The sequence below is a fragment of the Paraburkholderia sp. CNPSo 3281 genome (genome assembly GCF_024206515.1).
In the GTDB taxonomy this organism is placed as follows: Bacteria; Pseudomonadota; Gammaproteobacteria; order Burkholderiales; family Burkholderiaceae; genus Paraburkholderia; species Paraburkholderia nodosa.
Window position 1 is genome coordinate 37,524 of record NZ_JAMBPS010000031.1, and the last position, 24,650, is coordinate 62,173.

General features: G+C 61.2%; 11 protein-coding genes. 8 read left to right on the top strand and 3 right to left on the bottom strand.

The annotated features are described in order from the left end of the window. The first annotated feature begins 340 nt into the window (after nt 1–340). Nucleotides 341–1,504 (top strand): hypothetical protein, encoded by a 1,164-nt coding sequence (locus M3I56_RS25860; protein WP_254356349.1) that lies wholly within the window; start codon nt 341–343, stop codon nt 1,502–1,504. A 674-nt stretch (nt 1,505–2,178) separates the two neighbouring features. On the opposite strand, the gene M3I56_RS25865 is transcribed toward M3I56_RS25860, so the two are convergent. Both M3I56_RS25865 and M3I56_RS25870 read right to left on the bottom strand, forming a co-directional pair. Then, nucleotides 2,179–4,050: an HAD-IIIC family phosphatase gene (locus tag M3I56_RS25865; protein ID WP_254356350.1), complete on the bottom strand. Its 1,872-nt coding sequence runs from the start codon at nt 4,048–4,050 to the stop codon at nt 2,179–2,181. A 296-nt stretch (nt 4,051–4,346) separates the two neighbouring features. Further along, the gene (locus M3I56_RS25870) at nt 4,347–5,285 is read right to left on the bottom strand and encodes a glycosyltransferase family 2 protein (RefSeq protein ID WP_254356351.1); all 939 of its coding nucleotides are present in this window, start codon (nt 5,283–5,285) and stop codon (nt 4,347–4,349) included. Between the two features lie 640 nt (nt 5,286–5,925). On the opposite strand from M3I56_RS25870, the gene M3I56_RS25875 reads away from it, so the two are divergent. The 7 genes from M3I56_RS25875 (at nt 5,926) to M3I56_RS25905 (ending at nt 23,115) form a co-directional block, all read left to right on the top strand. Then, on the top strand, nt 5,926–6,636 hold the full coding sequence (locus tag M3I56_RS25875; protein ID WP_254356352.1) for a 4'-phosphopantetheinyl transferase superfamily protein: 711 nt from the start codon (nt 5,926–5,928) through the stop codon (nt 6,634–6,636). Between the two features lie 367 nt (nt 6,637–7,003). Beyond that, complete coding sequence (locus tag M3I56_RS25880; protein ID WP_254356353.1) at nt 7,004–16,933, top strand: non-ribosomal peptide synthetase/type I polyketide synthase; 9,930 nt, start codon at nt 7,004–7,006, stop codon at nt 16,931–16,933. 3 nt (nt 16,934–16,936) lie between these two features. Continuing rightward, nucleotides 16,937–19,240 carry a condensation domain-containing protein gene (locus tag M3I56_RS25885; protein ID WP_254356354.1) on the top strand — a complete coding sequence of 768 codons (2,304 nt, stop codon included), beginning with the start codon at nt 16,937–16,939 and terminating at the stop codon, nt 19,238–19,240. A gap of 31 nt (nt 19,241–19,271) precedes the next feature. Next, the gene (locus tag M3I56_RS25890; protein WP_254356355.1) at nt 19,272–20,417 is read left to right on the top strand and encodes an SGNH/GDSL hydrolase family protein; all 1,146 of its coding nucleotides are present in this window, start codon (nt 19,272–19,274) and stop codon (nt 20,415–20,417) included. Between the two features lie 115 nt (nt 20,418–20,532). Next, a complete protein-coding gene (locus M3I56_RS25895) occupies nt 20,533–21,519 on the top strand; it encodes a cupin-like domain-containing protein (protein WP_254356356.1) in 987 nt (328 codons plus the stop codon). A gap of 59 nt (nt 21,520–21,578) precedes the next feature. Beyond that, nucleotides 21,579–22,661 (top strand): glycosyltransferase family 2 protein, encoded by a 1,083-nt coding sequence (locus tag M3I56_RS25900; RefSeq protein WP_302056996.1) that lies wholly within the window; start codon nt 21,579–21,581, stop codon nt 22,659–22,661. Then, nucleotides 22,633–23,115: a GtrA family protein gene (locus tag M3I56_RS25905; RefSeq protein WP_254356357.1), complete on the top strand. Its 483-nt coding sequence runs from the start codon at nt 22,633–22,635 to the stop codon at nt 23,113–23,115. Before M3I56_RS25900 ends, M3I56_RS25905 begins: the two co-directional genes overlap by 29 nt. A gap of 235 nt (nt 23,116–23,350) precedes the next feature. Here the strand turns inward: M3I56_RS25905 and M3I56_RS25910 are convergent, their stop codons facing one another. Beyond that, nucleotides 23,351–24,472 (bottom strand): acyltransferase, encoded by a 1,122-nt coding sequence (locus M3I56_RS25910; RefSeq protein WP_254356358.1) that lies wholly within the window; start codon nt 24,470–24,472, stop codon nt 23,351–23,353. Nucleotides 24,473–24,650 lie beyond the last annotated feature (178 nt).

Below are 24,650 nucleotides of genomic sequence, written 5' to 3' on the forward strand. Positions count from 1 at the left end.
TTTCGGATTTGCCCGCTCGGGCGACGTACGCTGGCGCACAGACCCACTTACAACCATGCTCTACGGTTGACCACTGAATCCGGCAGAGTGCGTGTGCCGCCGTCCGAAGAGCCGAAGGGCAGTGGACGGCGCTCGCGTTTTCGCTCTATGGACTAAGTCGTAGTGGGTCCCTCACGTTTCCCCAACGAATACCCGAATATGCGATTGACTTCACGATCATTCTGCGCGAACTGCGCGGCGACCGGTTAGGGAATTCGCAGACGGGATTCATGTTCAGCGATTTTCCCGCCATAGAGTTTGACGGTCATTAACGGAGATGGGGGCGTACTTGAAGCTAGATATGGCGAGCGTTACCGAGGACAAAGCATGGCCCATTTGGAGCTTATCTGCCGCCGCCTGTTTCTTCTTAGTTCTCGCATTCAGCGGAACGAGCGGTTCGTTTTTCTGGGACTACCACGTCTATGAGAGAGGCTTGAGTTGCTACTCGCAGGGACCAACCCCCTATGCGTGCGCATCGGGCGCCTTTCCATTTGTTTACCCGCCCGCTTTCCTCAAGGTATTTTCCATTGTCGACTTCCCAACAGCATTTGCTTTCCTGGTACTGGCCTCGGCCGCAGGCATCGCCTGCGTTAGCCTGAGTCTCAAGTCTCAAATTCCCTACCATCGCCTGGCGCCTTGCCTAGTTCTCGGCTTCCTGATTGGCGGATCGGGCTTTGCTTCCATCCAGACGGGAAACATAAGCGTCTTCGCGCACCTGCTTCTCGTTTCGCTATCCTACTTTCTATACACGAAACGGTCGGTCTACACGTTGACGCCACATGCGATCGCCATCATATTATTTTCTGCTATAAAGCCCTACTTCCTTGCCTACGCCTTGCTCTACCTCTTTCTGCCCCGTCGCAGTTTGTTCGCATTCGTCGCGGTGCTGCTATCGGTTGCCGGCATCTACATTGTGCAACCTGCTCTTTATCCGCAACTGTGGGCGGGATTCCAGGGCGCCATCTACAATCAGATCATCCGGCATGGAGATGCCGGGCTGACAATTTTTGGCGTATTTTCCAAGTTCGGGATGGGGAAATTCGGCTTTGTTCTCCATCTTCTCCTGATGCTTCTCGTGGTACTGATATCGGCAGCTCTTCGATACAGGCATGGGCAACGCTCTGTGCAGATCAGCTCCGCGAGCGAGTTGTTTTATTTCCTCGCCATCCTCATTCTGCTCAACCCGAGGTTGATGTCGTATGATTTCAGCGTTTTTGCGGTTTGCCTCTATTTGTCCATGATCCTCTCGTCACGAGGTGATGGGTGGGTGGGCCTTTTTTTGAATACTTTCCCTTTCCTGACCATCCTGCCTCTATGCCTCGAAGGATTGTTTGATATTCGAGTGCATTCTCTAACCTACTACTTCCTCGCAACCTACGTCCTGCTGGTTGCGGCAGTGGCCTGCCATTGGCCCCTACGTAGCTCGTGGACAAAAGCATCTGGAAGCGCGGCGCACGAGAAATAATTGTGCACAAGAGGGAATTGGTCCGCGCTGGAATCAGTCCTCTGATCCAGCTGCAGGCCGATGTCCCCAGCAGATTCGAGCACTATGGCCTGCGGCTAGTTCGCGTGAAAGCGGAAGCTGCGCCAAGGCATTCAAAGCCACTCTTCCAAAGCGCCGCGCTTCGTAAACATTGCCTGGTGCACCCACTTGCTAACACTTTCGGTGCATTGCATGGCAGGCTTCTCGATCAAGCGGAAGGTTATATCGCTGACAAGAATCAAGACGGGAGTGGTCAGCAGGATCGTAAACCAGTGCTCCAGAGGGCTGAATATTGATGGGGGGAGTCAAACTGTGAGGTTTTGATGTAGAAGTACCATATGCAGGAATGGTGCATAAAAACGAAAAAAGCTAGGTATCCTCTCAATCCGTCAATCGTTGCAAAGCGTCCCGCAGCGTTGGGGGCGCCGAATCGCCAGATCAAAACTCAGGCAGTCGCGAGTGCAAGGAGCACCGCGGCAAACACTGGGAAGGGACTGGTCGGGCTTATCATTCTTTTTGACCTCTCTGTAGAACCAACGCTGCGCGAGCGCCACGTCAGCATACCGGCCCTTCCCATCCGGTTGCCTTCATGGGGCGCCGTGGGTGGCAATCGAGACGCTTGCGTTGCTTTGCAAACGCCTCAATCGAGCGCTGCACTAAATCCGGACAGGAGGAAACTCGGCCGCGCCCAGATTTTCGATCTCGATGTAGGACGGCAGTTCGTTCGCGGTTCGCGAGTACAAACCGGCGGCCGTTTGGGAGAACCCGAGGCGTTTGAAATAGTCGTGGCAGGTGGCATTCCGTCCTGTATCGACCAGCTCGGCGCGAACCTCAGAGTGCGATTTCAGCGCCAATCGTGTCGCGATCGCCCCGACGACCAGCTCCGCGCCAAGCCCAAAGACACGGCACGACAGGACGACCTGGACGATGTTCTCGCCACTGATCAGGCAAACCGAGATGATGCCGTTGTCAATCAACTTGTCGCGCAGAGAAGAGACCACACAATAGCCGCCATTGTTTATAAATTTCTCGAACTCCGAACGCTCCCACCGCTTCCCTGTCGTGTTGAATTGATTTGTCTTGTTGATCAACTCGAACGCGCGATCGAAGTGTCTCGATTGAGGAGTCTTGATCAAGAAGAATGACTGGCGAAGCTGTAACGAAGCTAGCCACTCTTCCCGCGAAACACCATTGTCGGCGTCGGCGCTGGCTTCGCGCTGCGAGATCGCGCGCACTAGCTCGGTGCGGCGCGATGACTCTTCGGTGACGATCGGGACCTGCGTTTCGGCCGATCGCAGAATGATTCGCCGCCAGTCGTAATGATTGCCGCCGAGGCAACGAATGGCCGGGATTGCCGCCTTCACCTCCGACAACTCACGGTCGTTGTCGTCGATAAAGACACAGTTACCTGGAAGCAGATTCACCTCCTTGAGGATTTCAAGGATGTTTTGCGACTTGGGCTTCCAGTTGATGCGCACGCACGCGAAGTCGTCCATGGTGATGGCGCCGCGCCAGATGGCGTTGAACCGTTCAATGGTTGGCGCTTCTTCATTCTTGCTACAGATCGCCAGCAATCCGCCACGCTTCTTGAAGAACAGCAAGGCTTCAGCGAGACCGATAGGCCAGCCTTCGATGCGCTGTTCCTGGCTCACGCTCTCGCCTTCCGCTGCCACACCGCGCCACATGGTGTCGTCGAGGTCGACGATAATCAGCTTCACTGGGTCTCGTTGCTCGATGACCTTGACTATCGCTTCAATCCGGGAAAGGAATGCGAGGGTAAATTCGCGGGACGCGACCTCATATGTCACGATATTCCCAATCGCTTTAGGCGCAATCAGACGATTCGCATCCAGTTTGAAGTCCCAATCGTTGATGAACGAGGCATGTGAACTGCTCAACAGAACGTCGTCCTGCAGGTGTCGGCGGCCGATAAAATTCAATATTTCATTGGCGTCGAGAAAGTAGCAATTATTCGTCTTGCGCACGGCGTCCGACAAAAGCCGGTTGATCTCTCGCACCAGATATCCAGGCGATGTCATACCGAATGGATCGATGAGATCGCCGTCGTAATTGAAGCTCGGCTCGAAAAACGACATGAAGACAATCGGAGCCGTCGTGATCTGCGCGGCGACCTGCGCCACCTTCCGAGCGAGATATTCCCCTGTTTTTTCCAGAAAAGCGCGAGCTTCGTCGTCGGAACACAGGCGAGAAAAAACCATGTCCACCACAGGTTCAGGCGTTTGCGTCACTTCGCCCAGAATGTGACGGAGCGTGAGATTCACGACGACGACGTCATCGGTAGGTGCGGCCTCCGGGATCGGGGCGTGGCGTCTCGAGCCCATCAGTATGTGCCGGATGTTGTGCCCGGAGTTTGCGCTTCGCTTGACGAGCATCTCCACTGAACACGTGCCCAGCAGCAAAATATTGAGCTTGCGCGAATGAATCGCGAGCGACGTCGGCGGCAGCGGTAAATTGACCTGTTTATCGGCGACGGACGAGTAAAACAAATCGCGGACAAATTGACGCATTTGGGACCTCGAAGTCGAAACGTTCTCCACACGCTGCCGGTAACGGCCTTGAGATTAGAGCAGAGCGCAGACGCACCATCTGTGCGCCGACATACACAACCCCAGCCGGATGCGGCGCGCCTGACGTTAATGAACGTCCTCGAGATAACGGTGCCGATCGGTGAGATATAAAGGGAAAGAACCCGGCCTTGACGAGAGCTTCGAACTTCAAGGGGATCAAACTGGAGGAGAGGAAACTGGATGTGCAAGCTTGCCGAGTCGCGGCTATGATTTTTATTTTTCGGGGCCGATGCGTCTCACGTCGAATAATCCTCCGCGTGGATTATCCGTCTCAACTGTTTGATTAAATTCACACCACCCCACCCGATAACCAGCCTCGCAAACAGCGACGCCCAATCCTTGCTGGGCATCTCGATCTCTCTCAACAAAACTCGCTCGACAATGGCAAGCCTCAAGGCAATACTCATTTTCTTGTAAATCAGGACATTAAATATAAATGAGGAAACATGCCCCTTTGACATCAGTTTGTTATATTTTTCAAAAAACTCGAGACTGGGTTCGCAACTGACCGCCTTCGATATTCTGGCGGAACTTTCACTCAGGGAATACTCCACCAGTGCATCATGCAAATAGACGAATACGCAGCCAGCCATTTCAGCTCGAATGGCGAAATCCCAGTCCTGATGACGGCGCAACGATCCGTCGAAGCTGATCAGCGGGTACTGATGACGCCACATCATGATTGACGAGGTCTGAATATAGCCCCCTTCCAGCAGGATGAAGTCGAGCATCGACTGGCCATCGTAGGGAGAGCGGTTGCCCAGGATACGCCGGCCTGCGTCCGTTAGCACGACGTTACTGAAGAGCACCTTTGCTTCGTTCCCAGCAGGCTTGGGGCCGAATGCGGCGATGCAGCATTCGAGCTTGTTCGGGAGCCATCGGTCGTCAGCATCCAGGAAAGCGATCAGATCACCGGTGGCCTCCTCGATGCCCCGGTTTCGACACCACGCCGCACCATGGTTCTCGCTTTCGCGAATCAGACGCAAAGCAATGTTGTCTCCGCAACGACTCGGCAATTCGAACTGCAACCCCGATGCGTCATCTATGACGATAATCTCCCGCGGAAGAACGGTTTGAGTCGAAATTGATTCTATTGCCACCCAGAGCAAATCAAGGCTGTTGTAGTGTGGAATGATCACACTCACGTTGTAGACATTGTCAAAATCACGCCCCATCCCACACCTCGAATCTGAATTTCGACAACTTCCTCGTGCAAAGAGTAAAACTATCGGTCTTGATCTGGTAGCACGTCAATCACACATATTCTTACCGTTCCTTACCGGAAACAGATCTCACGGTTGGAAATCCAGCAATATTTATTACATTAAAATTAAACATACTTTCAAATTCCAGACATAGACGATTGGCGAATCTTCCCCAACGGGTTTCGGACCGGTCTTTGCAAAGTCCATAGAGCTGACGCAATTCAATAAACGAACGCAACCGAAACGCGCTCTGGAAGCCAAAGCAATAGATGATTCGTCCGGCGCTGCATCGAGTCGCAACGGACCATGCAGCCCAGCTAGTTGCGGAGAGCCTCGCAGGTTTTGTGTCGACGCCTTGTTTCGGCAATTGCCGCGTCGACTCGTCGGTCCCCGCACGGATGCGCGCACGCGGTGCAGCGTAATTGCATCACGCTTGATGAATCGTAGGCCGTGGCGCAAGTGCCGTTCCGTGGGTTTCCCAACAAATCCGCAAGAGTTGTATCTGTACATTCTCTGGTGTGTGAGCCGCTCGTTGCGCGCCCAACCGGGTGGGGCGCGAAGCCCCGTGCTCCACCGACACTTCCCCACCGCACGTCGAACCGGGCCCGCAATGTCCTCGTCGCCACTCACGCCGCCAACCATGCGAGAGGTCCATGTCTGGCAATGGGACCTTGACGCCTGCGGGAGCGATTTTGATCGGTACTGGGAGATGCTATCCGCACAGGAGCACGAGCGGGCCGGCAACTTCCGCTTCGAGCTGCATCGCCGCCGTTACGTGACCGGACGGGGCAAACTCAGACAGATCCTTGGCCGCTACGCCGCGCTCCCTGCGCGGGCGGTCGCACTTGAGTATGGTCCGGAAGGCAAACCGTTTTGCACGAGCCAACCTGCTGGATGGAGGATCTGCTTCAACCTGAGCCATAGCGAGAATACGGCGGCGCTCGCCATTTCGAACGGCTTCGAAGTGGGCATCGATGTAGAACAGATTCGTCCAATCGAGGAGGGCATGCCGCTCGAAGTCTTCTCCGCTCGCGAGCGCGAACAATTCGACGCGCTCCCGGCATCAGAACGGCAGCCGGTTTTTTTTGAAACCTGGGCGCGCAAGGAGGCCAGCCTGAAAGCGCTCGGAACCGGCTTCATCCTGCCGCCGGAGCATTTCGAGTTCGATCTTGCCGTTCACGGCGACACGACACCGCGCTTCGTCGGCGGCGAAGCGCAGGAAGCCTCGCATTGGTGCATTCGCGCCCTGTCACCCGGTCCGAGCTGCGCGGCGGCGGTAGCGGCCCGCCACGCTGACTGGTCGATCGTCCCGATGGACTGACCTGACGGCGCCTTGGGCGCGCCGTCATCGCCGCGTCCGGCGACTCAACACGGTTGTGCCGTGCACAACTCCACACGCAGATCGCAGGCCTTCGCCTCCAAGCCATATGCGCTCCGTGCGCCCGCGCCGCCCCGGTGCGATGTGTTGCTGCAGCACATCGTGTGTGCGACGGCGAACGGATAGGCATCCCGCAGGAGTTTAACTTCCTCTTACAGCAAATTTCAGACGTGAGAGACAAGCCAGCCGCGCAGGACTGCGGCTGGCTTGCATATCCCGTGACCGGCAGCCGTTGTGCGCAAGCGCCGCATGCACATCGCCAGGCCTGGCTCAACCCAGGACCGTCGTCAAAATTGTGGGGGAGTAGCAAATGTCACACAGAGATGGACTTTCAGGCGTTTTGCCGGGTGGGACCGAACATGTGCCTGGCGTAGCAGCGCGCTTCGATGCCATATGTGCCGAGTTCGGCAATCATCTTGCTGTGATTGACGCCACGGGCGAGGAAGACTACGCCGCCCTCGGCGAACGTTCGGCGCGGCTCGCTACCGTCCTGCGCGAAATGGGACTGGAGCCGGGCGAGCGCTGCGCGATCATGGTTTCGCGCAGCCGCGACACGCTGGCCTTGATGCTGGCGATCCTGCGGCTGGGCGGCGTCTACGTGCCGCTGGACCGCGCCTATCCCAAGGCGCAACTCGATTTCATCGTTGCCGATTGCGCGCCCAGGCTCATCATCGCTGAAGCGGCGGCGCTCGCCAGCGTTGGCGAGCTGAACGGCGTCTCAGTCGATCTCGAGCATGTCGTGGCGGCGGCAGAAGCGGCGGAGCCCGCACCGCTGCACGCGTGCAGTCGTGACGACGCGGCCTACGTCATGTACACCTCCGGCTCGACCGGCAAGCCCAAGGGCGTGGTCGTGCCGCAGCGCGCGATTCTGCGCCTCGTGCGTGGCCAGACCTTCACCGAGCTTTCGCCCCACACGCGCTTTCTCAACCTCGCGCCGCTCGCCTTCGATGCGAGCACGCTTGAGATCTGGGGACCGCTCCTGAACGGCGGCTGTGCCGCCATCGTCAACGAGGTCCAGCCCTCTCTCGACACGATCGCGTCCGAGATAGCGCGACTTGGCGTCACCAGCGCCTGGTTCACGGCTGGCCTCTTCAATGCGCTCGCCGACTATCGGCTGGAAGCCTTTCTTCCGCTCAAGGAGGCGCTGACGGGCGGGGACGTGCTGTCCCCCGTCCATGTACGCAAGGTCATGGAGGCCCATCCGGGTCTGCAGATCATCAATGGCTACGGTCCGACCGAAAACACGACCTTTACGTGCTGCTTCCGCATTCCGCGCGACGGCGAGTCGCTCGCGAATGGCGAGGCCATTCCCATCGGCTACGCCATCGCGGGCACGAGCGCCTACATCGTGGACGACAAGCTCGCGCCTGTTGCCGATGGCGAAGTCGGCGAACTGGTCACGGGCGGTGACGGTGTCGCGCTCGGCTATCTGAACCGGCCAGAACTGACGGCCGAGAAGTTCGTCGACGACGTTTTCGCTCCCGGCGCCAGGCTCTACCGCACGGGCGACCTCGTGCGCCGCCGTGCGGACGGGGCAATCGAATTTCTGGGCCGCAACGACCGGCAGATCAAGATTGCGGGCAAACGCATCGAACTCGACGAAATCGAACATGCGCTGCGCGTCGCGCCCGGCGTGGCCGATGCGGCCGTGGCGGCATTCGATGGCCGCATGGGCAAGGCCATTGCAGGCTTCGTGAAGGCCGATGCGGCGGATGCGGCGGTCCTCCTGAACGAAATCCGCGCTTATCTCAAGTCGGCCCTGCCCGATTACATGATGCCGTCGGAACTGCGTGTCCTGCCGGACTTTCCGCTCACGCCAAACGGCAAGATCAACCGCAAAGCGCTGCTTGCGACAGTCGATACGCAATCCGAAGCATCAGCAGTACCTTCGCCCGTGGACGACGACATTGCCGACAAGCTCGCGTCCGTTTTCGAGGGGCTCCTCGGCAAACCCGTCGATCGCCGCTCGAACTTCTTCGATCTCGGCTTGCGCTCGCTCGATCTGATGCGCGCGCACGCCATCATCGCGCGCGACGTGGCGGCGAAGGTCGCACTGGTGGATCTGTTTCGCCATCCCAATGTCGAGGCGCTGGCTTCGCATCTGCGCACGACAATCCCGACAGCGCGCAAAGAGGCAATTCGTCAACGCCGGGACGTGCAAAGCGGCGCAATCGCAGTCGTCGGCATGTCGGGAAGGTTTCCCGGCGCCCGCAACGTCCCGGAATTCTGGGCCAACATCCTCGCGGGGCGCGACTGCATCACACATTTCGACGTGGCGGAACTCGAAGACAGTTTCGACGACAAGTCGCGACGCGACGCGAGTTATGTCAAGGCGCGGCCGATACTGGCGGATGTCGATCACTTCGATGCCGGCTTTTTTGGCATGCTCGCGCGCGAGTCCGCGCTCACCGACCCGCAGCAGCGGCTGTTCCTCCAGATCGCCTGGGAAGCGTTCGAAGATGCCGGATACGACCCGGCAACGATCGCCGGCGCCGTCGGGGTGTTCGCCGGCACCTCGATGAACACCTACTTCCTCAAGCACATCCTGACCGATCGCGCGGTCATCGACGAGTTTACGAGCCAGTTCCAGATCGGCGAATATCAAAAGCTCGTGGGCGCCGGTGATTTCGTCGCCACCCGCACGGCTTACAAGCTCGGGCTCACGGGGCCGGCTATCTCCGTGCAGACGGCATGCTCCACCTCGCTCACCGCGATCAGCCTCGCCGTCGAGAACCTTCGGGCGGGACGCTGCGACATGGCGCTGGCCGGCGGCGTCTCGATCACCTTCCCGCAGAAGCGCGGTTACTTCTACGAAGAAGGCGGCATGGGCGCGCCCGACGGCGTGTGCCGTCCGTTCGATGCCGATGCGAAGGGCACGGTGTTTGGCAGCGGTGCCGGCGTCGTCTTGCTCAAACGTCTCGAAGACGCCATCGCCGACGAAGATCCGATCTATGCCGTGATCCGCGGCGTGGGCATCAACAACGACGGCTCTGACAAGGTCGGTTTCACCGCGCCGAGCGTCGACGCCCAGGCCCGCGCGATTGCCATTGCGCACGCCGAGGCTGGCATCGATCCGGCCTCGATTGGCTATATCGAGGCCCATGGCACAGCAACGCCGCTTGGTGATCCGATTGAATTCGCGGGCCTCGTGCAGGCGTTTCGCCTGGGCGGCGCCGAGGGCGGCCAGTTCTGCGCGCTCGGCTCGGCGAAGGCCAATGTCGGACACCTCGACGCGGCCGCGGGCGTGACGGGCTTCATCGCCGCGTCGCTTGCATTGCGCCACCGCACCTTGCCGCCGCTCACGCATTTCCGTTCGCCCAACCCTGGCATCGACCTGGCCAACAGTCCGTTTTTCTTCAATGCGGCCGTGCGTCCCTGGGCTGACGGCGCCACGCCGCGCCGCGCCGGTGTGAGTTCGCTCGGCGTCGGCGGGACGAACGTCCATGTGGTGCTGGAGGAGGCGCCTTGCCGTACTGCCTCTGGCGACCAAAACGAAGGACTCCAGATCCTGCCGGTATCGGCCCGCAGCGCTGCCGCACTCGAGCGCGCGAAAGTGAATCTCGCCACGCATCTCGCAAGCCATACGGAGATCGCACTAGCCGACGTGGCCGCGACGCTGCAAACGGGACGCCGAGATTTCGCGCACCGCGCCGTTGTCGTCGCCGAGAGCGTGGAGCAGGCCCAGGCCAAGCTCCAGAAAGGCGCGATCGAAGCACAGGCGCCACAGACAGCGCCTGCAGTCGTTTTCATGTTCCCCGGCCAGGGCGCCCAGTATCCGGGCATGGGAGCCGCGCTCTATCGCACCGAGCCGGTCTATCGCGAGTGGATCGACAAGGGCGCAGAGGCGCTGGCTCCGCATCTCGGGCTGGACATCCGCACGCTGCTGTTGAGTGAAGCCCCGGAAGGCGACGACACCCCGCACCCCATCCGCTCGACGATCTACGCTCAGCCTGCGCTCTTCCTCCTTGAATATGCGCTGGCGCAGTTGTGGATTTCGCGTGGCGTCAAGCCGGCAGCCATGATTGGCCATAGCGTCGGCGAACTGGTCGCGGCCTGCGTGGCGGAGGCGATCGCCTTCGAGGATGCGCTGCGCCTCATCGCGCAACGCGGTGCGCTCATGCAGTCGGCCGAACCGGGCGCGATGCTGGTCGTGCGCCTGTCGGAGGCCGAACTCAGCCCCATGCTGCCCGGCGACGTCGATCTCGCCGCAATCAATGCGCCGACGCTCAGCGTCGTGGCAGGCCCCTTCGCAGCCATCGAGGCATTCGAGGCCACGCTCAAGGCACGCGATATCGAGCATCGCCGTCTGCACACGTCGCACGCGTTCCACTCGCGCATGATGTCCGGCGTCGTCGACGATCTTGCCAAGGTCGCGAACAGCCTTTCCTTCGCGAGGCCGAAGATCCCGTATGTGTCCTCCGTAACCGGGCAATGGGCGGCGATGGATCAGCCAGTGTCGGGAGCGTACTGGGCCAGCCATTGCCGCAATGTCGTGCGCTTTAGCGACGCGCTGGCCACGGTCACGGCAGAGGGCAAACCTCTCCTGCTCGAAATCGGCCCCGGCCGCACGCTCTCGACCTTTGTCCTGCAGGGCTTGCCCAAGGACCGGCATCAGGGTGCGATTGCCTCGCTGCCCGATTTCGCGACGCGCGATCGCGAGCTTGCCGTTCTCGGCGAGGCGACCGGGCGCCTGTGGTTGAACGGCGTCAAGCCGAACTGGAAAACGCTGCGGGCTGAAACTGGCCGCCGCGTTTCGCTGCCCACCTATCCCTTCGAGCCGGAACGGCACTGGATTGACGCCCCGGCAACCGCCTCTTCAAGTCAGCCAACGACCGTTGCCCCAGCGATTGCCGCGCAAGCCTCGTCCGAAGCCCTAAACGATATTCCTCAGACCGCCATGACCCAAACCGTCCAAATCGACCGCAAACCGCGTCTCATTGCCGAACTGGCGTCACTGCTTGCCGAAATGTCCGGCGAAGCACCGGATACGTCCAATCCGGACGTGACCTTCTGGGACCTCGGTTACGACTCGCTGTTCATGGGGCAAGTGTCCCGGCAGCTGCGCCGCCGCTACGACGTCACGATCAGCTTCCGGCAGATCATGAGCGACTATCCGACGCTGCCCGCCCTCGCGCAGTTCCTCGACGGCGCGATGCCGCCTGATCCGGAAGTGCCTGCTGAGGCCGCACCGGTCGCTGCGCCGGTCGCTGTTCAAGCAGCGGCCGCGCCGGTCGCCATTGCCGCTGCACAAGTGAGCGCGCCTGTGGCAGTGCAAATGGCCACTGCGCCGGCTACGGGCGACCTCCAGTCGGTGATCCGCGACCAGCTCGCCGCAATGCAGTCGGTGATCGCGCGTCAGCTTGAGGTACTGCAAGGCGCGCCTCTGGCCGTGCAGCAGCCCGCCGCGGCGTTCCAGATCCCTGCGCCTGCTGTCGCTGCGCCCGCACCTGTAGCCGTCGCAGCCCACGCGGCTGCCGCCGCGCCCGCGCACTCCGCTGGCCCCGAGATCAAGTTCGAGGAGAACCGCCCGTCGCGCTTCACCGCGTACAAGCCGGGCGCCACGCATTCGGCCCAGATGACCGACGCCCAGAAGTCGTTCATCACCGACCTCGCCGCGCGCTACTCGGCGAAAACCGCTACCTCGAAGGCTCGCACGCAATCCTACCGTGCCGTGCTCGCCGATCCGCGCACCGCCAGCGGCTTCCGCGAGGAATGGAAAGAACTCGTCTATCCGATCGTCGCCCAGCGCTCGAAGGGCTCGAAGATCTGGGACGTGGACGGCAATGAGTACATCGACGTGGTCAACGGCTACGGCCAGACCGCGTTCGGCCACACGCCCGATTTCGTGGTCGAGGCGGTCAACGCGCAATTGGCGGAAGGCTTCGCGATTGGACCGCAGTCGCCGCTCGCGGGCGAAGTTGCGCAGATGTTCTCCGAGATGACGGGCCACCAGCGCGTCACGTTCTGCAATACCGGCTCGGAAGCCGTGATGGCGGCGATGCGTCTCGCGCGCACGGTGACCGGCAAGGACAAGGTGGTCTGCTTCGACGGCGACTATCACGGCCAGTTCGACGAAGTGCTCGTGAAGCCGGGCAGCGAAGCGGGCGTGCCGCGCGCGTTCCCGCTCGCCCCCGGAATCCCGCAAGCCTCCGTGGGCAACATGGTCGTGCTGCCGTATGCCCGTCCTGAAAGCCTCGAGTGGATCAAGGCCAACATCGACGATATCGCAGCGGTCCTGATCGAGCCGGTGCAGTCGCGCCATCCGAACTTGCGTCCGAAGGAGTTCGTGCAGCAGTTGCGCGACGTCACGGCGGCCAATGAGTCGGCGCTGATCTTCGACGAGGTCGTGACGGGCTTTCGCGTCCATCCGGCCGGCATGCAAGGCCTGTGGGGCATCCAGGGCGACATGGCGACCTATGGCAAGGTGGTCGGCGGCGGCCTGCCCATTGGCGTGCTTGCGGGCACCACGCAGTACATGGATGCGCTCGACGGCGGTCAGTGGCAATTCGGCGATGCTTCGGTACCCGAAGTTCCGCCTACCTTCTTCGCGGGCACGTTCGTGCGCCACCCCGTGGTGCTGGCCGCAATGAAAGCCGTCCTTCTGCACCTCAAGGAAGCTGGCCCGGCGCTGCAGGAAGGGCTCGGCGCGCGCATGGCCGGCCTCGTGCAGCGTGTCAACGCGCATCTGGAGAAGGTCGGCATCGCCGCGCGCGCGGAATCCTTCTCGAGCTGGTTCTATGTGAATCTCGCGGGCGAAGATCGCCTCGGCAGCCTCTTCTATCCGTATATGCGCTATCTCGGCGTTCATATCATGGAAGGCTTCCCCTGCTTCCTGACGACGAGCCATTCTGACGAGGATATCCGCAAGATCGGCGACGCCTTCATCGCGAGCATCGACGCGCTCCAGCGTGTCGGCATTCTCGGCGGCGCGCAAGACGCTGCGGTGCTTACGCAGGTCGAACCGCAGCTCACGCAGTCTGCGCTCACCGAGCCGCAGAAGGAAATCTGGATGTCGGCCCAGCAGGGCCACGAGGCCTCGCTCGCGTTCAATGAGTCGTTCACGCTCGAACTCAATGGCAAGCTGAACGAGGCCGCTTTCGAACGCGCCTTCGCCGCGACTGTCGCCCGTCACGATGCGCTGCGCGTGCACTTCTCACGCGTGGGCGACACGATGTTCGCGGAACCGACGACGACCGTGCCGCTGGTCCCGATCGACCTTTCCAGCCACGCCGATCCAGCGGGCGAGCTCAAGGCCATCATCGACGCGGAAGCCCGCGAGGTCTTCGATCTGACCCGGGCACCGCTCGCGCGCGCCGCACTGGTACGCCTGGAAGCGCAGAAGTGGGCGTTCGTGTTCACGGCGCATCACATCGTCTGCGACGGATGGTCGATCAACATTATCCTGCGCGATCTGTCTGCGCTCTACGCAGCGGAAGTCTGGGGCACGCAGCCCGAACTCGACGAGGTGCAGAGCTTCCTCGCCTTCGCCAAGGCACAGGACGAAATCGGCGTCGAGAAAGACACGCGCGAGTTCTGGATGAACGTCCATCGCGACCCGGCGCCGCAACCCGATTTGCCCGGCGATCGCCCGCGCCCGGAGCGCAAGACCTTCAACGGCGCTTCGACGACCCGCCATCTGGGAGCCGACCTTCTCAAGCAGGTCAAGACGGCTTCCTCGAAGCAGGGCTGCTCGCTGTTCGCCACGCTGTTCGGCGCGGCTCAGGTGCTGTTCGGCCGTCTGTCCGGCAATGACGATGTCGTGATCGCCGCACCGATGGCTGGCCAGTCGCAAGCGGGCGAAGCGCTGCTGGTCGGGCACTGCGTCAACTTCCTGCCGTTGCGCGTGAAGTTCGACCGCGAGAAGCCTTTCGCCACGCACATGAAAGCGGTGCGCGATCACCTGTACGACGCAGGCGACCGGCAGAACTACACCTACGGCGCACTGGTCCGCGATCTCGGCATCAAGCGCGATCTCAACCGGCTGCCGCTGACCGATCTGCAGTTCAACCTGGAAAAGGTCGACGGCGAACTCGACATGGCAGGCGTCACCACGCACTTCGCACCGAACGCGAAGGCCTACAGCAACTTCGATCTGTTCCTGAACGTGATCGAATCGGCGCAAGGCCTGCGTCTCGATTGCGACTTCAACACCGACGTCTATGACGAAACGACGATCCAGCGCTGGCTCGGCTACTACGAAACCTTGCTGACGGCGATCGCACGCGATGCCGAAACGCCGGTCGCGGCACTGCCGCTGCTGAGCGATGTGGAAATCCACCATCTTCGTGACGAGCTGAACGCTTCCCAGCGTGACTACGATCTCTCGCAGACGACCCCGGCGCTGATCGCCGCGCAAGCCTGGCAGGCACCCGATACGACAGCCGTATCTGACGACTCCACGAGCCTGACCTATGGCGAACTCGACGCACGCGCAAGCCAGATCGCCCGCCGGCTCATGGCGGCAGGTATCGCGTCGGGCGAACGCGTCGCCCTTGCGATGGAACGCAGCGCCCTGATCGTGGCCGCCATGATCGGCGTGTGGCGCGCGGGCTGCGCCTACGTGCCGCTCGACATGACGATGCCGCCTGCACGCTTGCGCCAGATTCTGGATGGCGCCGGCATCGCCGCCGTCCTCAGCGATGAGGGAAGCCTCACGTTGCTGGAACCGGGCGCGCATCGCGTGCTGGACGTGGAGGCGCTCCTCGCGCAGGACGACGACGAAACTGTGGCGCTGCCCACCGTAACGGACGCGGATTCGGCCTACGTGATCTTCACGTCGGGCTCGACGGGTCAGCCCAAGGGCGTGGAGATTGGGCATCGCGCGCTGAGCAACTTCCTGCTCTCGATGGCGCACGCGCCGGGCTTTACGGTCAGGGACAGCATCGTCGCGGTGACGACGTTCTCCTTCGATATCTCGGGTCTTGAGCTGTTCCTGCCGCTCATCGCCGGCGGGCAGACCTTCATCGCGGGCCACGCGGAAGTGCGCACCGGTTTCGAGCTGGTGACCCGCCTAAAGGAAGAGGCCGCCACCGTTCTTCAGGCGACGCCTTCGCTGTGGCGCATGCTGCTAGAGGCCGGCTTCAAGGCGCCGAAGGGCTTCAAGATTCTGTGCGGCGGTGAGCCGTTGCCGCGCGATCTCGCCGACGACCTGCTCGCGACCGGCGCGGAGGTGTGGAACCTCTATGGCCCGACCGAGACGACGATCTGGTCTTCCGCCTCGCGTGTCGTTGCGAACGCACCGGTGGTGATCGGCGCGCCCCTCGCCAATACCGACCTGCACGTACTGACCGACGACCTGCATCTGGCGCCGGAGGGCGTGAGCGGCGAACTGTGGATTGGCGGTGAAGGCCTCGCGAAGGGCTATTTCAACCGCCCTGACCTGACCGATGCCGCTTTCAAGTCGGTTGCCATCGAAGGCGCTGCGCCACGCCGGCTCTACCGTACCGGCGATCTTGCGAAGCGGCTCGCCGACGGCTCGCTCCAGCACCTGGGCCGTCGCGATCAGCAGATCAAGCTGCGCGGCTTCCGCATCGAGATCGAGGATATCGAGGCCACCCTGCGCAAGGCGCCCGGCGTTGGCGCAGCCGCCGTCGCCCTGCATACCGTGGGCGACAGTCCGCGGCTCGTCGGCTACGTAGTCGGCGCCGGCTCCGGCAAGCCCGACCAGGGCGCGGTCGCGGCGCACGCAGCCGGACAACTGCCGTCCTACATGGTGCCGACGCTGTGGATGACGCTCGAAGCCCTGCCGCAGACTAGCAACGGCAAGCTCGACCGCAAGGCCCTGCCCGTACCGACAGCGGACATGGTGGCCGTGCCGGTGCGCCAGCCGCATGCTGCGCTCAAGGTCGTGCCGCAAGCACCAGTGCCGGTCGAATCGGCGGCCATCGAGCCGGAGACGAGCAAACCGGCGGAGATCATCGCCGTGGCCGAACCTGTCGCCATGACGCCGACCCAGACCACCATTGCCGCGATCTGGGGCGATGTGCTCGGCCTGCAGCAAGTCGGTATCGACCAGAAGTTCTTCAGCCTCGGCGCAGATAGCCTCCAGCTCTTTCGCATCGTCGCGCGAATGAACGAGCGTGGGCTGGGCGTGGATGCACGTCAGCTCATGAAGAACGTCACGATCGAGCAGTTGGCCGCGAGCCTGGACGGCGCAGTGGCTGAAGAGCTGGTTGAGGCTCCCCCCGTTGCGCGGCCGTCGATCCTCAACTTCAAGCGCCGGATTGCCGAAGGAGCCTGAGCGATGAACTCGATAGCCTTGAATATCGCACCTGTGCAGGCGGTCGAGGCGGGCCACGCCCTGTTCCCCGCGACCGCCTGCCAGGTACGCTACTGGCACGAGCAGAAGGCGTCGCCGAAGGCCTCCGCGCTCAACATCGCCTTCCGGCTGCAACTGTCGGGGCCGCTCACCGCTGCGAGCATCGAACAGGTGCTTGGCGAACTGGTCGCGCGGCACGAGATATTGCGCACCGGCTTCCTGATGACGGGCGCGGGGCTGCGCCAGCAAGTCTGGAGCAGAGCCCCCTTCCGGCTCGCGGTGGTGGATCTCAGCGGTTTGGACGACAAGGCCGCCCTTGCGGAGGCCCAGCGCGTGGGTCAAGAGCAGGCCCGCACGCCTTTCGAGCTGTCGTCCGCGTCCTTCTTCCGGGCTGTGTGGTTGCCGAGGTCGGCCACGCAAGGCGAATTGCAACTGACCTTCCATTCGCTCGTGATGGACGGCTGGTCCTTCGCGATCCTCGTGCGCGAACTCGTGGAAGGACTCGCGGCGCTGCACGCGGGCCATGATCCCGATTACCCCGACGTCGACCTGCACCATGGCGACTACGCGCTATGGAAGGGCGAGTTCCTGGCCAGCGGGGCGATCGATCGCGCCCGGGTCCATTGGCGCCAGGAGCTTAAAGGGTTCAGCCGTTTCGACGTTACGGGCGACCGCCCCCGACCACCGGAGCGGCGCTTCCAGGGCGTCATTCGCTCCATCCTGTTGTCGGGCGAGATGAGCGAGCGTCTGATCGCTGCCGCCAAGGCGCAAGGCGTGACGCTCTTCAGCGTGGCGGCCGCGGGCCTCGCGATGGCGCTGCAAAAGGCGACCGGCCAGGCCAAAGTCGCCATGGGAACGCAGATGTCGGTGCGCGATCAGCAGGAACTCGAGGGTGTAATCGGGCCGCTCATCAACACGGTAATCCTGCGCCTCGACGTGACCCAAGGCAGCACGCTTGCCGACGTTACCGCGCAGTGCGGCGCCAAGCTCAGCGACGCCATCGAGCATCTACACCTGCCGTTCGAAGAAATGATGGGAATGGCAGGCGAAGTGCCGGATATGAACCGGCCGCCACTATGCTCGGTCAACTTCGCTCTGCAGCAAAGCTTCGTCGGCATGGGCGACGAAGTTCGTCGCCAGGATTTCGCCGCGACGACTTCGCCCTCTTTCAACGCGGGCGCGCTCTACGACCTCAACTTCTTCATGGTGCGGCGCCCGGAGGGCTGGCGCATCTCCTGTGAGGGCGACACGGACCTCTACGACATCGAGACGATCGACCGGCATCTGGCCAGATGGCGCGAGGTGCTGGAAGCCGCCGAAGTCACGCCACAGCGAGCGCTCGCGCCCGCGGCCGGGAAAGACACGGTGCAAGTTGCGGGCGGCGTGGGCGTCAGTGGTTTCATCAGCCGGGCCGAGCTGGAGGCGAAAGCGCAGAATATCGTGCGATTCAACGAGGAGGGTTCGCAAACGCCCATCATCGTGCTCAACAATATCGCGGTCCTCTATGAGCTGGCCAAACAGGTCGGCGACGAGCGGCCCATCGTCGATGTTCCGATGGTGCCGAAGACGCCTCAGCCCAACCTCCCGTTGCGCGCCTTCGAGGACATCGCTGCGGACGCCGTGCGACTCATCAGACTGATCCAGCCAAAGGGCCCCTACATCCTCATGGGGTACTGCGTGCTGGGTGCGATGGCGTTGGAGGCGGCCCACCAGCTGCGCCGCGAAGGCGAAACCGTCGAACATGTCATCCTCACTGATTCCTGGTGCCCGGGTTACCGGGAGACGATGCCCTGGTACGATCGCCTGCTGCGCAAGGCGCAGGTGCGCATGGACGACATCCCGCGCGACTTCCGGCTCGCGAGACGTGGCGAGATGTCGATGATTGCGTTCCTCCAGCAGTTTCGGACCGTTCGCTGGCTCCGTCTCACGCAGCTTGCCGTGAAGTTCGGACTCTTGAAGAACGATAGTGCGAACAACATGATTGACGACAACCTCTGGTATGGCCGCAACATCGGTTATTTGCGCGAGCAGCAGGTGCGGTATCGTCCAAAGCCCTATGACGGCAATGTCCAGATCTTCCGCAGCGGTCAGGTGCTCAAGGGCCGCCTGTTCGCACACGACATGGGTTGGGGTGAAGTCGTCACTGGCAAACTGGTCGTCACCGACGTTCCCGGCATGCACAACCAGATGTTTCGCGCGGCCGGTGCTGCTGTCATGGGCAAGCAACTGCTTGGTCGCTTTGCCCAAGCCGCACATGACAGGCAGGAAGCCGCCCTTGAAGGGCCATGATCTCGAAGCGTCTCGATAGGGTAAATGGCCCATGTCCCATTCGCGTAGGGTTGTGCTGGTCGCGCTTTTGGGCGCACTGTCCGTCACCGGCCTTTTTGTCAGGCTAGCTGTTCCCGGCCTGTTTCGCCGTGTGCCGGTCGCCGTCGCCAACGCGTCGGAGCCGCCCTCTGGAAGGGTGCGCCTCGCCGTGCTTGGTGACTCCAACAGCCAGGCCTACCACGACACGGTCATGTTGAGCGATCCGCACGCGCGAGGAGGCCAGTGGCGCGCGACCACCTGGCAGTGGACCGAGGTGCTCGCCCAGTTGCGCGGAGACCAGATCGACCAGGGCAAATGGGGCGTTTGGGGAACCGGAAAGTATCAGGCCATTGCCAGCGAAGCTTTGGGGGCTCTCGCCCGCACGCCCCCCAAACAGGACTACCGCTATAACTTCGCGATTAGCGGGGCGACCTGCGGCCAGTTGATGGGGCAATCGCAGCGCCAGGCGATCCGTCTCGTCGATTTGATGGACACAGAACCACAAGCCTGGCGAGGGGGCATCGTGTTCATCCGGATCGGTGACAACGATCTCAGCAGCCACGAACTATTTGATGAGTTGTCGCGCGATCCAGCTGCATCGCACCCCTCGGCCGTGATCGACGCTTGCATCAAGTCAATTGGCGAAGCCGTCGCGCTGATCCGCAAATATCACCCGGATACCTATGTCGTACTCTCAACTGCGGCCAGCGGCGCGGATTGGCCGGGCGAGTTCGAAAGCTGGCAATCCGCCAGAGAGATAGCCAATATCGATTCCGGCATAGATCGCTTCAACAATGGCTTGCGCGCGCTCACCGCAGCAGATCGCCATGTCTATGTTCTCGAAGATGAAGCGTGGTTCAGAAGCATGTGGGGCCAGCGCGACGATCGAGGTCGTCCAGATTACAAGACGGTTCATCTGTCGCCTGGCTGGGCCATCACCAATACCTCCGGCGACGATCCGCACAATGTCTTCCTTTCAGACAGCCATGCCGGCGTAGTCTGGAACACGCTCTGGACCCAGTACTTTGTCACTTCGCTGAACGCTGCTTTCGGGCTGCATATCAAACCGGTCACGGACGCCGAGGTCGTCGATTTTCTCCGGCCAGGCTTCAGAGCCGCCGACACAACATCGGTGACTAGCCAGGAAGCTGTCAAGTAGAGCGCTCATCCCCGGGTAAACGCCAAAACCGGCTTGGATGTTCGTCAACGCACATCTGGCCCACGGGCGCGATAGTAGCCTGCAAGCACTACCCTCTAACCTGCGAAGGTGTGCCATGTCTGTGACTAGCAATGGTGCGACGTTGGCCGATGCATCACTCCAACTAACCTCAGACGGACTATTTCTGCACGCCCGCAATCAGGAATTCAAAAGCAACTTCAATCTGCATCCTTTCAAATTCAATCATATATTGCACGAGAGCGGCCTGTTCGAGATCCCCAGGATCGCCGAAGTCGCCGAACGGATGCTTGAAAAGAATGGCAATGTCCGCGCGATCAACTTCAAGAATAGCTCGCTGGAATCCAGGTTCAGCGCCATGCCGCATAGCACACGGCTGAAAGAAGCGTTTGCGAGCGTTCACGAAAACGACTCATGGATCAAGCTGACTCAGGCACACCTTTACGACGCGGATTACGCCCACGTCCTTGACTCGATTACAGCCGAGCTCGAGGAGTTGTCCGGTTACCCGCTGCGCAGCGACATCACCCTGGTGACGATGACATTGCTGGTCTCGTCGCCAAAGATCTCGACACCCTTCCATATCGATCACGAAACCAACTTCCTCTTCCAGCTGCAGGGCTCGAAGGATGTATGCCTCTTCCCCGCTACCGATCGCGAGGTGGTGCCGGACCAGGAAGTGGAGCGCTACTACGCCGGCAACTTCGAGGCTGCGCGCTATCGCCGTCAACTGCAGAACCGCGGAACGATCTTCCGGCTCAACCCGGGCGAAGTGGTGCATCACCCTCCATTGGCGCCGCATTGGGTCAAGAACGACGACAACGTTTCAGTGAGTATCAGCATCAACTACTGCATGAAGTCGCTCGAGCGACGCGCACGGGTTTATCAGGCTAACTACGTTCTGCGCATGATGGGGCTGAAGCCGATGCCGCCCGGAGTTTCGCCATTGCGTGACAGCTTGAAAAGAAAGGTCATCTCGACGCTCGAACACCGCCATCCCAAAACGTTCGCGGAAGTCGTTCACTCGCCAGTGACGCGATTGAAGTCGCCGCTGAACGCGGTTCGGCGCCTGGTCAAACGCTGAACGCTCGCGATTCAATCGTTACGCCAGTCGGACAACCGCGGCATCTGCGCGAGGTAATCATGGACTATATCGGCCGCCCTCACTTTCTGGCTCCTGAGCCTCTCTTGAGGGAAGCCTCAACCTCGCCGGCGGGCGCGCGCGAGACGACTGCGCGGTCCAATCCCGCGCTTGCGGAGGTTCCCTCGGTTGGTGAGCCCTGCCTGTTGTCGCTCGTCGTGCCGTTCTATAACGAGGAGGAAATGATCGGCGCGTTCTTCAGCGCGGTCATTCCCGTACTCGAATCGATCGACGGAACCGAGTTCGAAATCGTCTGTGTGAACGACGGCAGCCGCGATGACACGCTGCGCATGCTGATCGGCATGTCGACGGCAGACAGCCGCATCCGTGTCATCGACCTGACGCGCAACTTCGGCAAGGAGGCCGCGCTTTCGGCAGGTCTCGACGAAGCGCGCGGCGCCATTGTGATCCCTTTCGACGCGGATTTGCAGGACCCGCCGAAAATCATTCCGGCATTGGTCGAGAAGTGGCGCGAAGGCCACGATGTCGTCGTCGCCAAACGCGTGAGCCGGCTCACGGACTCCTTCCTGAAGCGCCAGACCGCGGCGATTTTTTATCGCATCCACAACGCGATGTGCGACACGAAGATCCCGGAGAACGTGGGTGACTTCCGTTTGATCACAAGGGAGGTCGTGGACGCGCTCAAACAGCTCCCCGAGACGCGCCGCTTCATGAAGGGGCTGTTCGCCTGGGTCGGCTACCGGACCGCAGTCGTCGAGTATGTGCGCGAGCCCCGCCTCGCCGGCAGGTCGAAGTTTTCTGGCTGGAAGCTGTGGAACTTCGCGCTGGAGGGCTTCACAAGTTTTAGCACGCTGCCGCTTCGCGTATGGACCTACGTCGGCAGCTTCGTGGCATGTATCGCCATACTGTATGCATCGTTCCTCATTGTGCGAACCCTGATTCAGGGAATCGCCGTACCAGGCTACGCGTCGCTGATCTCCGCCGTCCTTCTGCTCGGTGGGGTTCAATTGATCGGAATTGGCGTACTTGGCGAATACATCGGCCGTATCTACTATGAATCGAAGAACCGGCCGGTCTACCTGATTCGCAGACGCTATGAACCCGCAGGCCCCAACGATGCCTGATCTGCGCGCGGTACGAAGGTTTGTGGTCTATGCGGGCGTCGGTGCGATCGGCACCGGTGCGCAGTATGCGATTCTCGTTGCGATGGTTCGCTCCGGTCTTGGCTCCCCGGCAGTCAGTTCAATGGTTGGGGCGACCGTTGGCGCAATCATCAACTACGGCCTGAACCGCCAGATCACGTTTCGAAGCAACAGCAACCCTCTGTCGACCGCACCGAAGTTCGCCATCATCGCTTTGCTTGGCGTAGTGATGAACGGCGCGTGCATGAAGTTCTTCACTTCAATCCTCGCATTGAACTATCTGATGGCCCAACTGGTTACGACCGCGCTCGTTCTCGCCTTGACTTACCTGCTCAACTCGAAGTGGACGTTCAATGAGCACGAGCGCAGCACACAAGTGTCCCCAAAGCCCACGTTCAACAAGCTTCCATCCCCAGACGACGTAACGTCCCCCTGAGCACCGCCAACCGATTGCACGGCGGACCAATTCCCGCCGCAAGGCGCGGGATCGAGCCGCTAGCGCGCATTGGCAGTACTTCCAGTCCTCTGCATGCGGATGAGCCAGCTCGCGCACAACGCTACGCCTGAGTATGGACGCGGCGCAAGTGGCACGGCATGCGAACACAGTGGGGCTTCGCAGCGCCCCTTTCTTCCTGCTCTCGCAAGGTCTGTTGTCTGGCACCGACCCCGACCTATTCCGGCATCGTCGCGTCCGCTGCAGGAGCAGTGCGCACCGGACGCGCCGTGAGCCAGCCGCGCGAGCGTGCGAGCAACGCCCGACGCACCGGCGCGTCGTAGCACCTGTCGGCGCACCACGTAAGCAGCACAATACCGGGTAACAAGACCACTGCACTCACGGCAGAGGGATGCCGTAGAAAATGGACATGGACTGCGAGATCCTGAACGGCGAACGCGAATGGCACGTGCAGGACATAGATGCCATACGAGATTGCCCCCGAAAAAACGAAAAGCGGCAGCAGGCGCACAGGGGGCTCCACCCGGCATGCCGCCCAGACGATTGCCGGGAGGACGGCGAGCGCGATCACCAGATCAACCACGGGTTGATGAAGCGTCGACCATGGCATGAAAAGTAGGCCGAGCACCAAGGCGACGATGAGTACCGCCGAGAGCGATCCGCGCCTGCGCGCCGGTCGATGAAACCGGTAAAGCAAAAGACCGGCTGGAAAGGCGTAGCCGAGTCGGGCAAATCCTACATAGAACGTTGGCCAGGCGACGCCGTTGGCGAGGCCCGAAGTATATGCCGCTATCCCGAGGGAAACGCCCGATACACACATCACGAAAATGAGCAGCCTTGTCGTGAGATGGCGAAAGAACAGGCCATAGGCGAGGCTCGCGATCAGTTCAAAAAACAACGACCAGGCAGGAAAATCCAGCGGATAGATAAAGTCGTATTTTTCCGGAAAGGGAAAGAACGTCCGCAGAGGAGCATGCGAGGGCAACATCAGCAAACCGGCCGGGACCGTGGAGGCGATTTCGCGCCACTGCGCAGGCAGCCGATACGACAAGGAAATGAAGCCGAGTACCAGGCCAGCACAGTAGAGCGGGTACAGGCGGAACAGTCGTAGCGTGAAATATTGCTGCCAGCTCAATTCACCTGATGAAAGCCGCCTGTCGTACGCATTTGCAATGACGAAGCCGCTCATCGCAAAAAAAAGATCCACGGCCAGATAGCCGTGTTCGATGTCGGGCAGGTGGTACAGCGCGTGGAAGTGCACGAAAACAACGACTATTGCGGCCGCGCCGCGCAAGCCGTCCAGCGTCGCATATCTCGCGCTCGTAATCGATGGTCCCATTGCGCTTCCCAGCTGCATTTTTGAAGGCTTCCGCTGGAAACATAACCCTCGGGAGGATGTATGTTGGTGTGTTGACAGACATAACTGCCGAGTTCGGATGAAAGGATATTCCTTGTTCCCAACGGGTACGGATTTCCCGATACCTCTACGACATCGTACCCACAGCGCATTGCACCAC

Coding starts and splice junctions, on each gene's coding strand:
- M3I56_RS25860 (WP_254356349.1), top strand. CDS start 341: ATGGCGAGCGTTACCGAGGACAAAGCATGGCCCATTTGGAGCTTATCT.
- M3I56_RS25865 (WP_254356350.1), bottom strand. CDS start 4,050: ATGCGTCAATTTGTCCGCGATTTGTTTTACTCGTCCGTCGCCGATAAA.
- M3I56_RS25870 (WP_254356351.1), bottom strand. CDS start 5,285: ATGGGGCGTGATTTTGACAATGTCTACAACGTGAGTGTGATCATTCCA.
- M3I56_RS25875 (WP_254356352.1), top strand. CDS start 5,926: ATGTCCTCGTCGCCACTCACGCCGCCAACCATGCGAGAGGTCCATGTC.
- M3I56_RS25880 (WP_254356353.1), top strand. CDS start 7,004: ATGTCACACAGAGATGGACTTTCAGGCGTTTTGCCGGGTGGGACCGAA.
- M3I56_RS25885 (WP_254356354.1), top strand. CDS start 16,937: ATGAACTCGATAGCCTTGAATATCGCACCTGTGCAGGCGGTCGAGGCG.
- M3I56_RS25890 (WP_254356355.1), top strand. CDS start 19,272: ATGTCCCATTCGCGTAGGGTTGTGCTGGTCGCGCTTTTGGGCGCACTG.
- M3I56_RS25895 (WP_254356356.1), top strand. CDS start 20,533: ATGTCTGTGACTAGCAATGGTGCGACGTTGGCCGATGCATCACTCCAA.
- M3I56_RS25900 (WP_302056996.1), top strand. CDS start 21,579: ATGGACTATATCGGCCGCCCTCACTTTCTGGCTCCTGAGCCTCTCTTG.
- M3I56_RS25905 (WP_254356357.1), top strand. CDS start 22,633: ATGAACCCGCAGGCCCCAACGATGCCTGATCTGCGCGCGGTACGAAGG.
- M3I56_RS25910 (WP_254356358.1), bottom strand. CDS start 24,472: ATGGGACCATCGATTACGAGCGCGAGATATGCGACGCTGGACGGCTTG.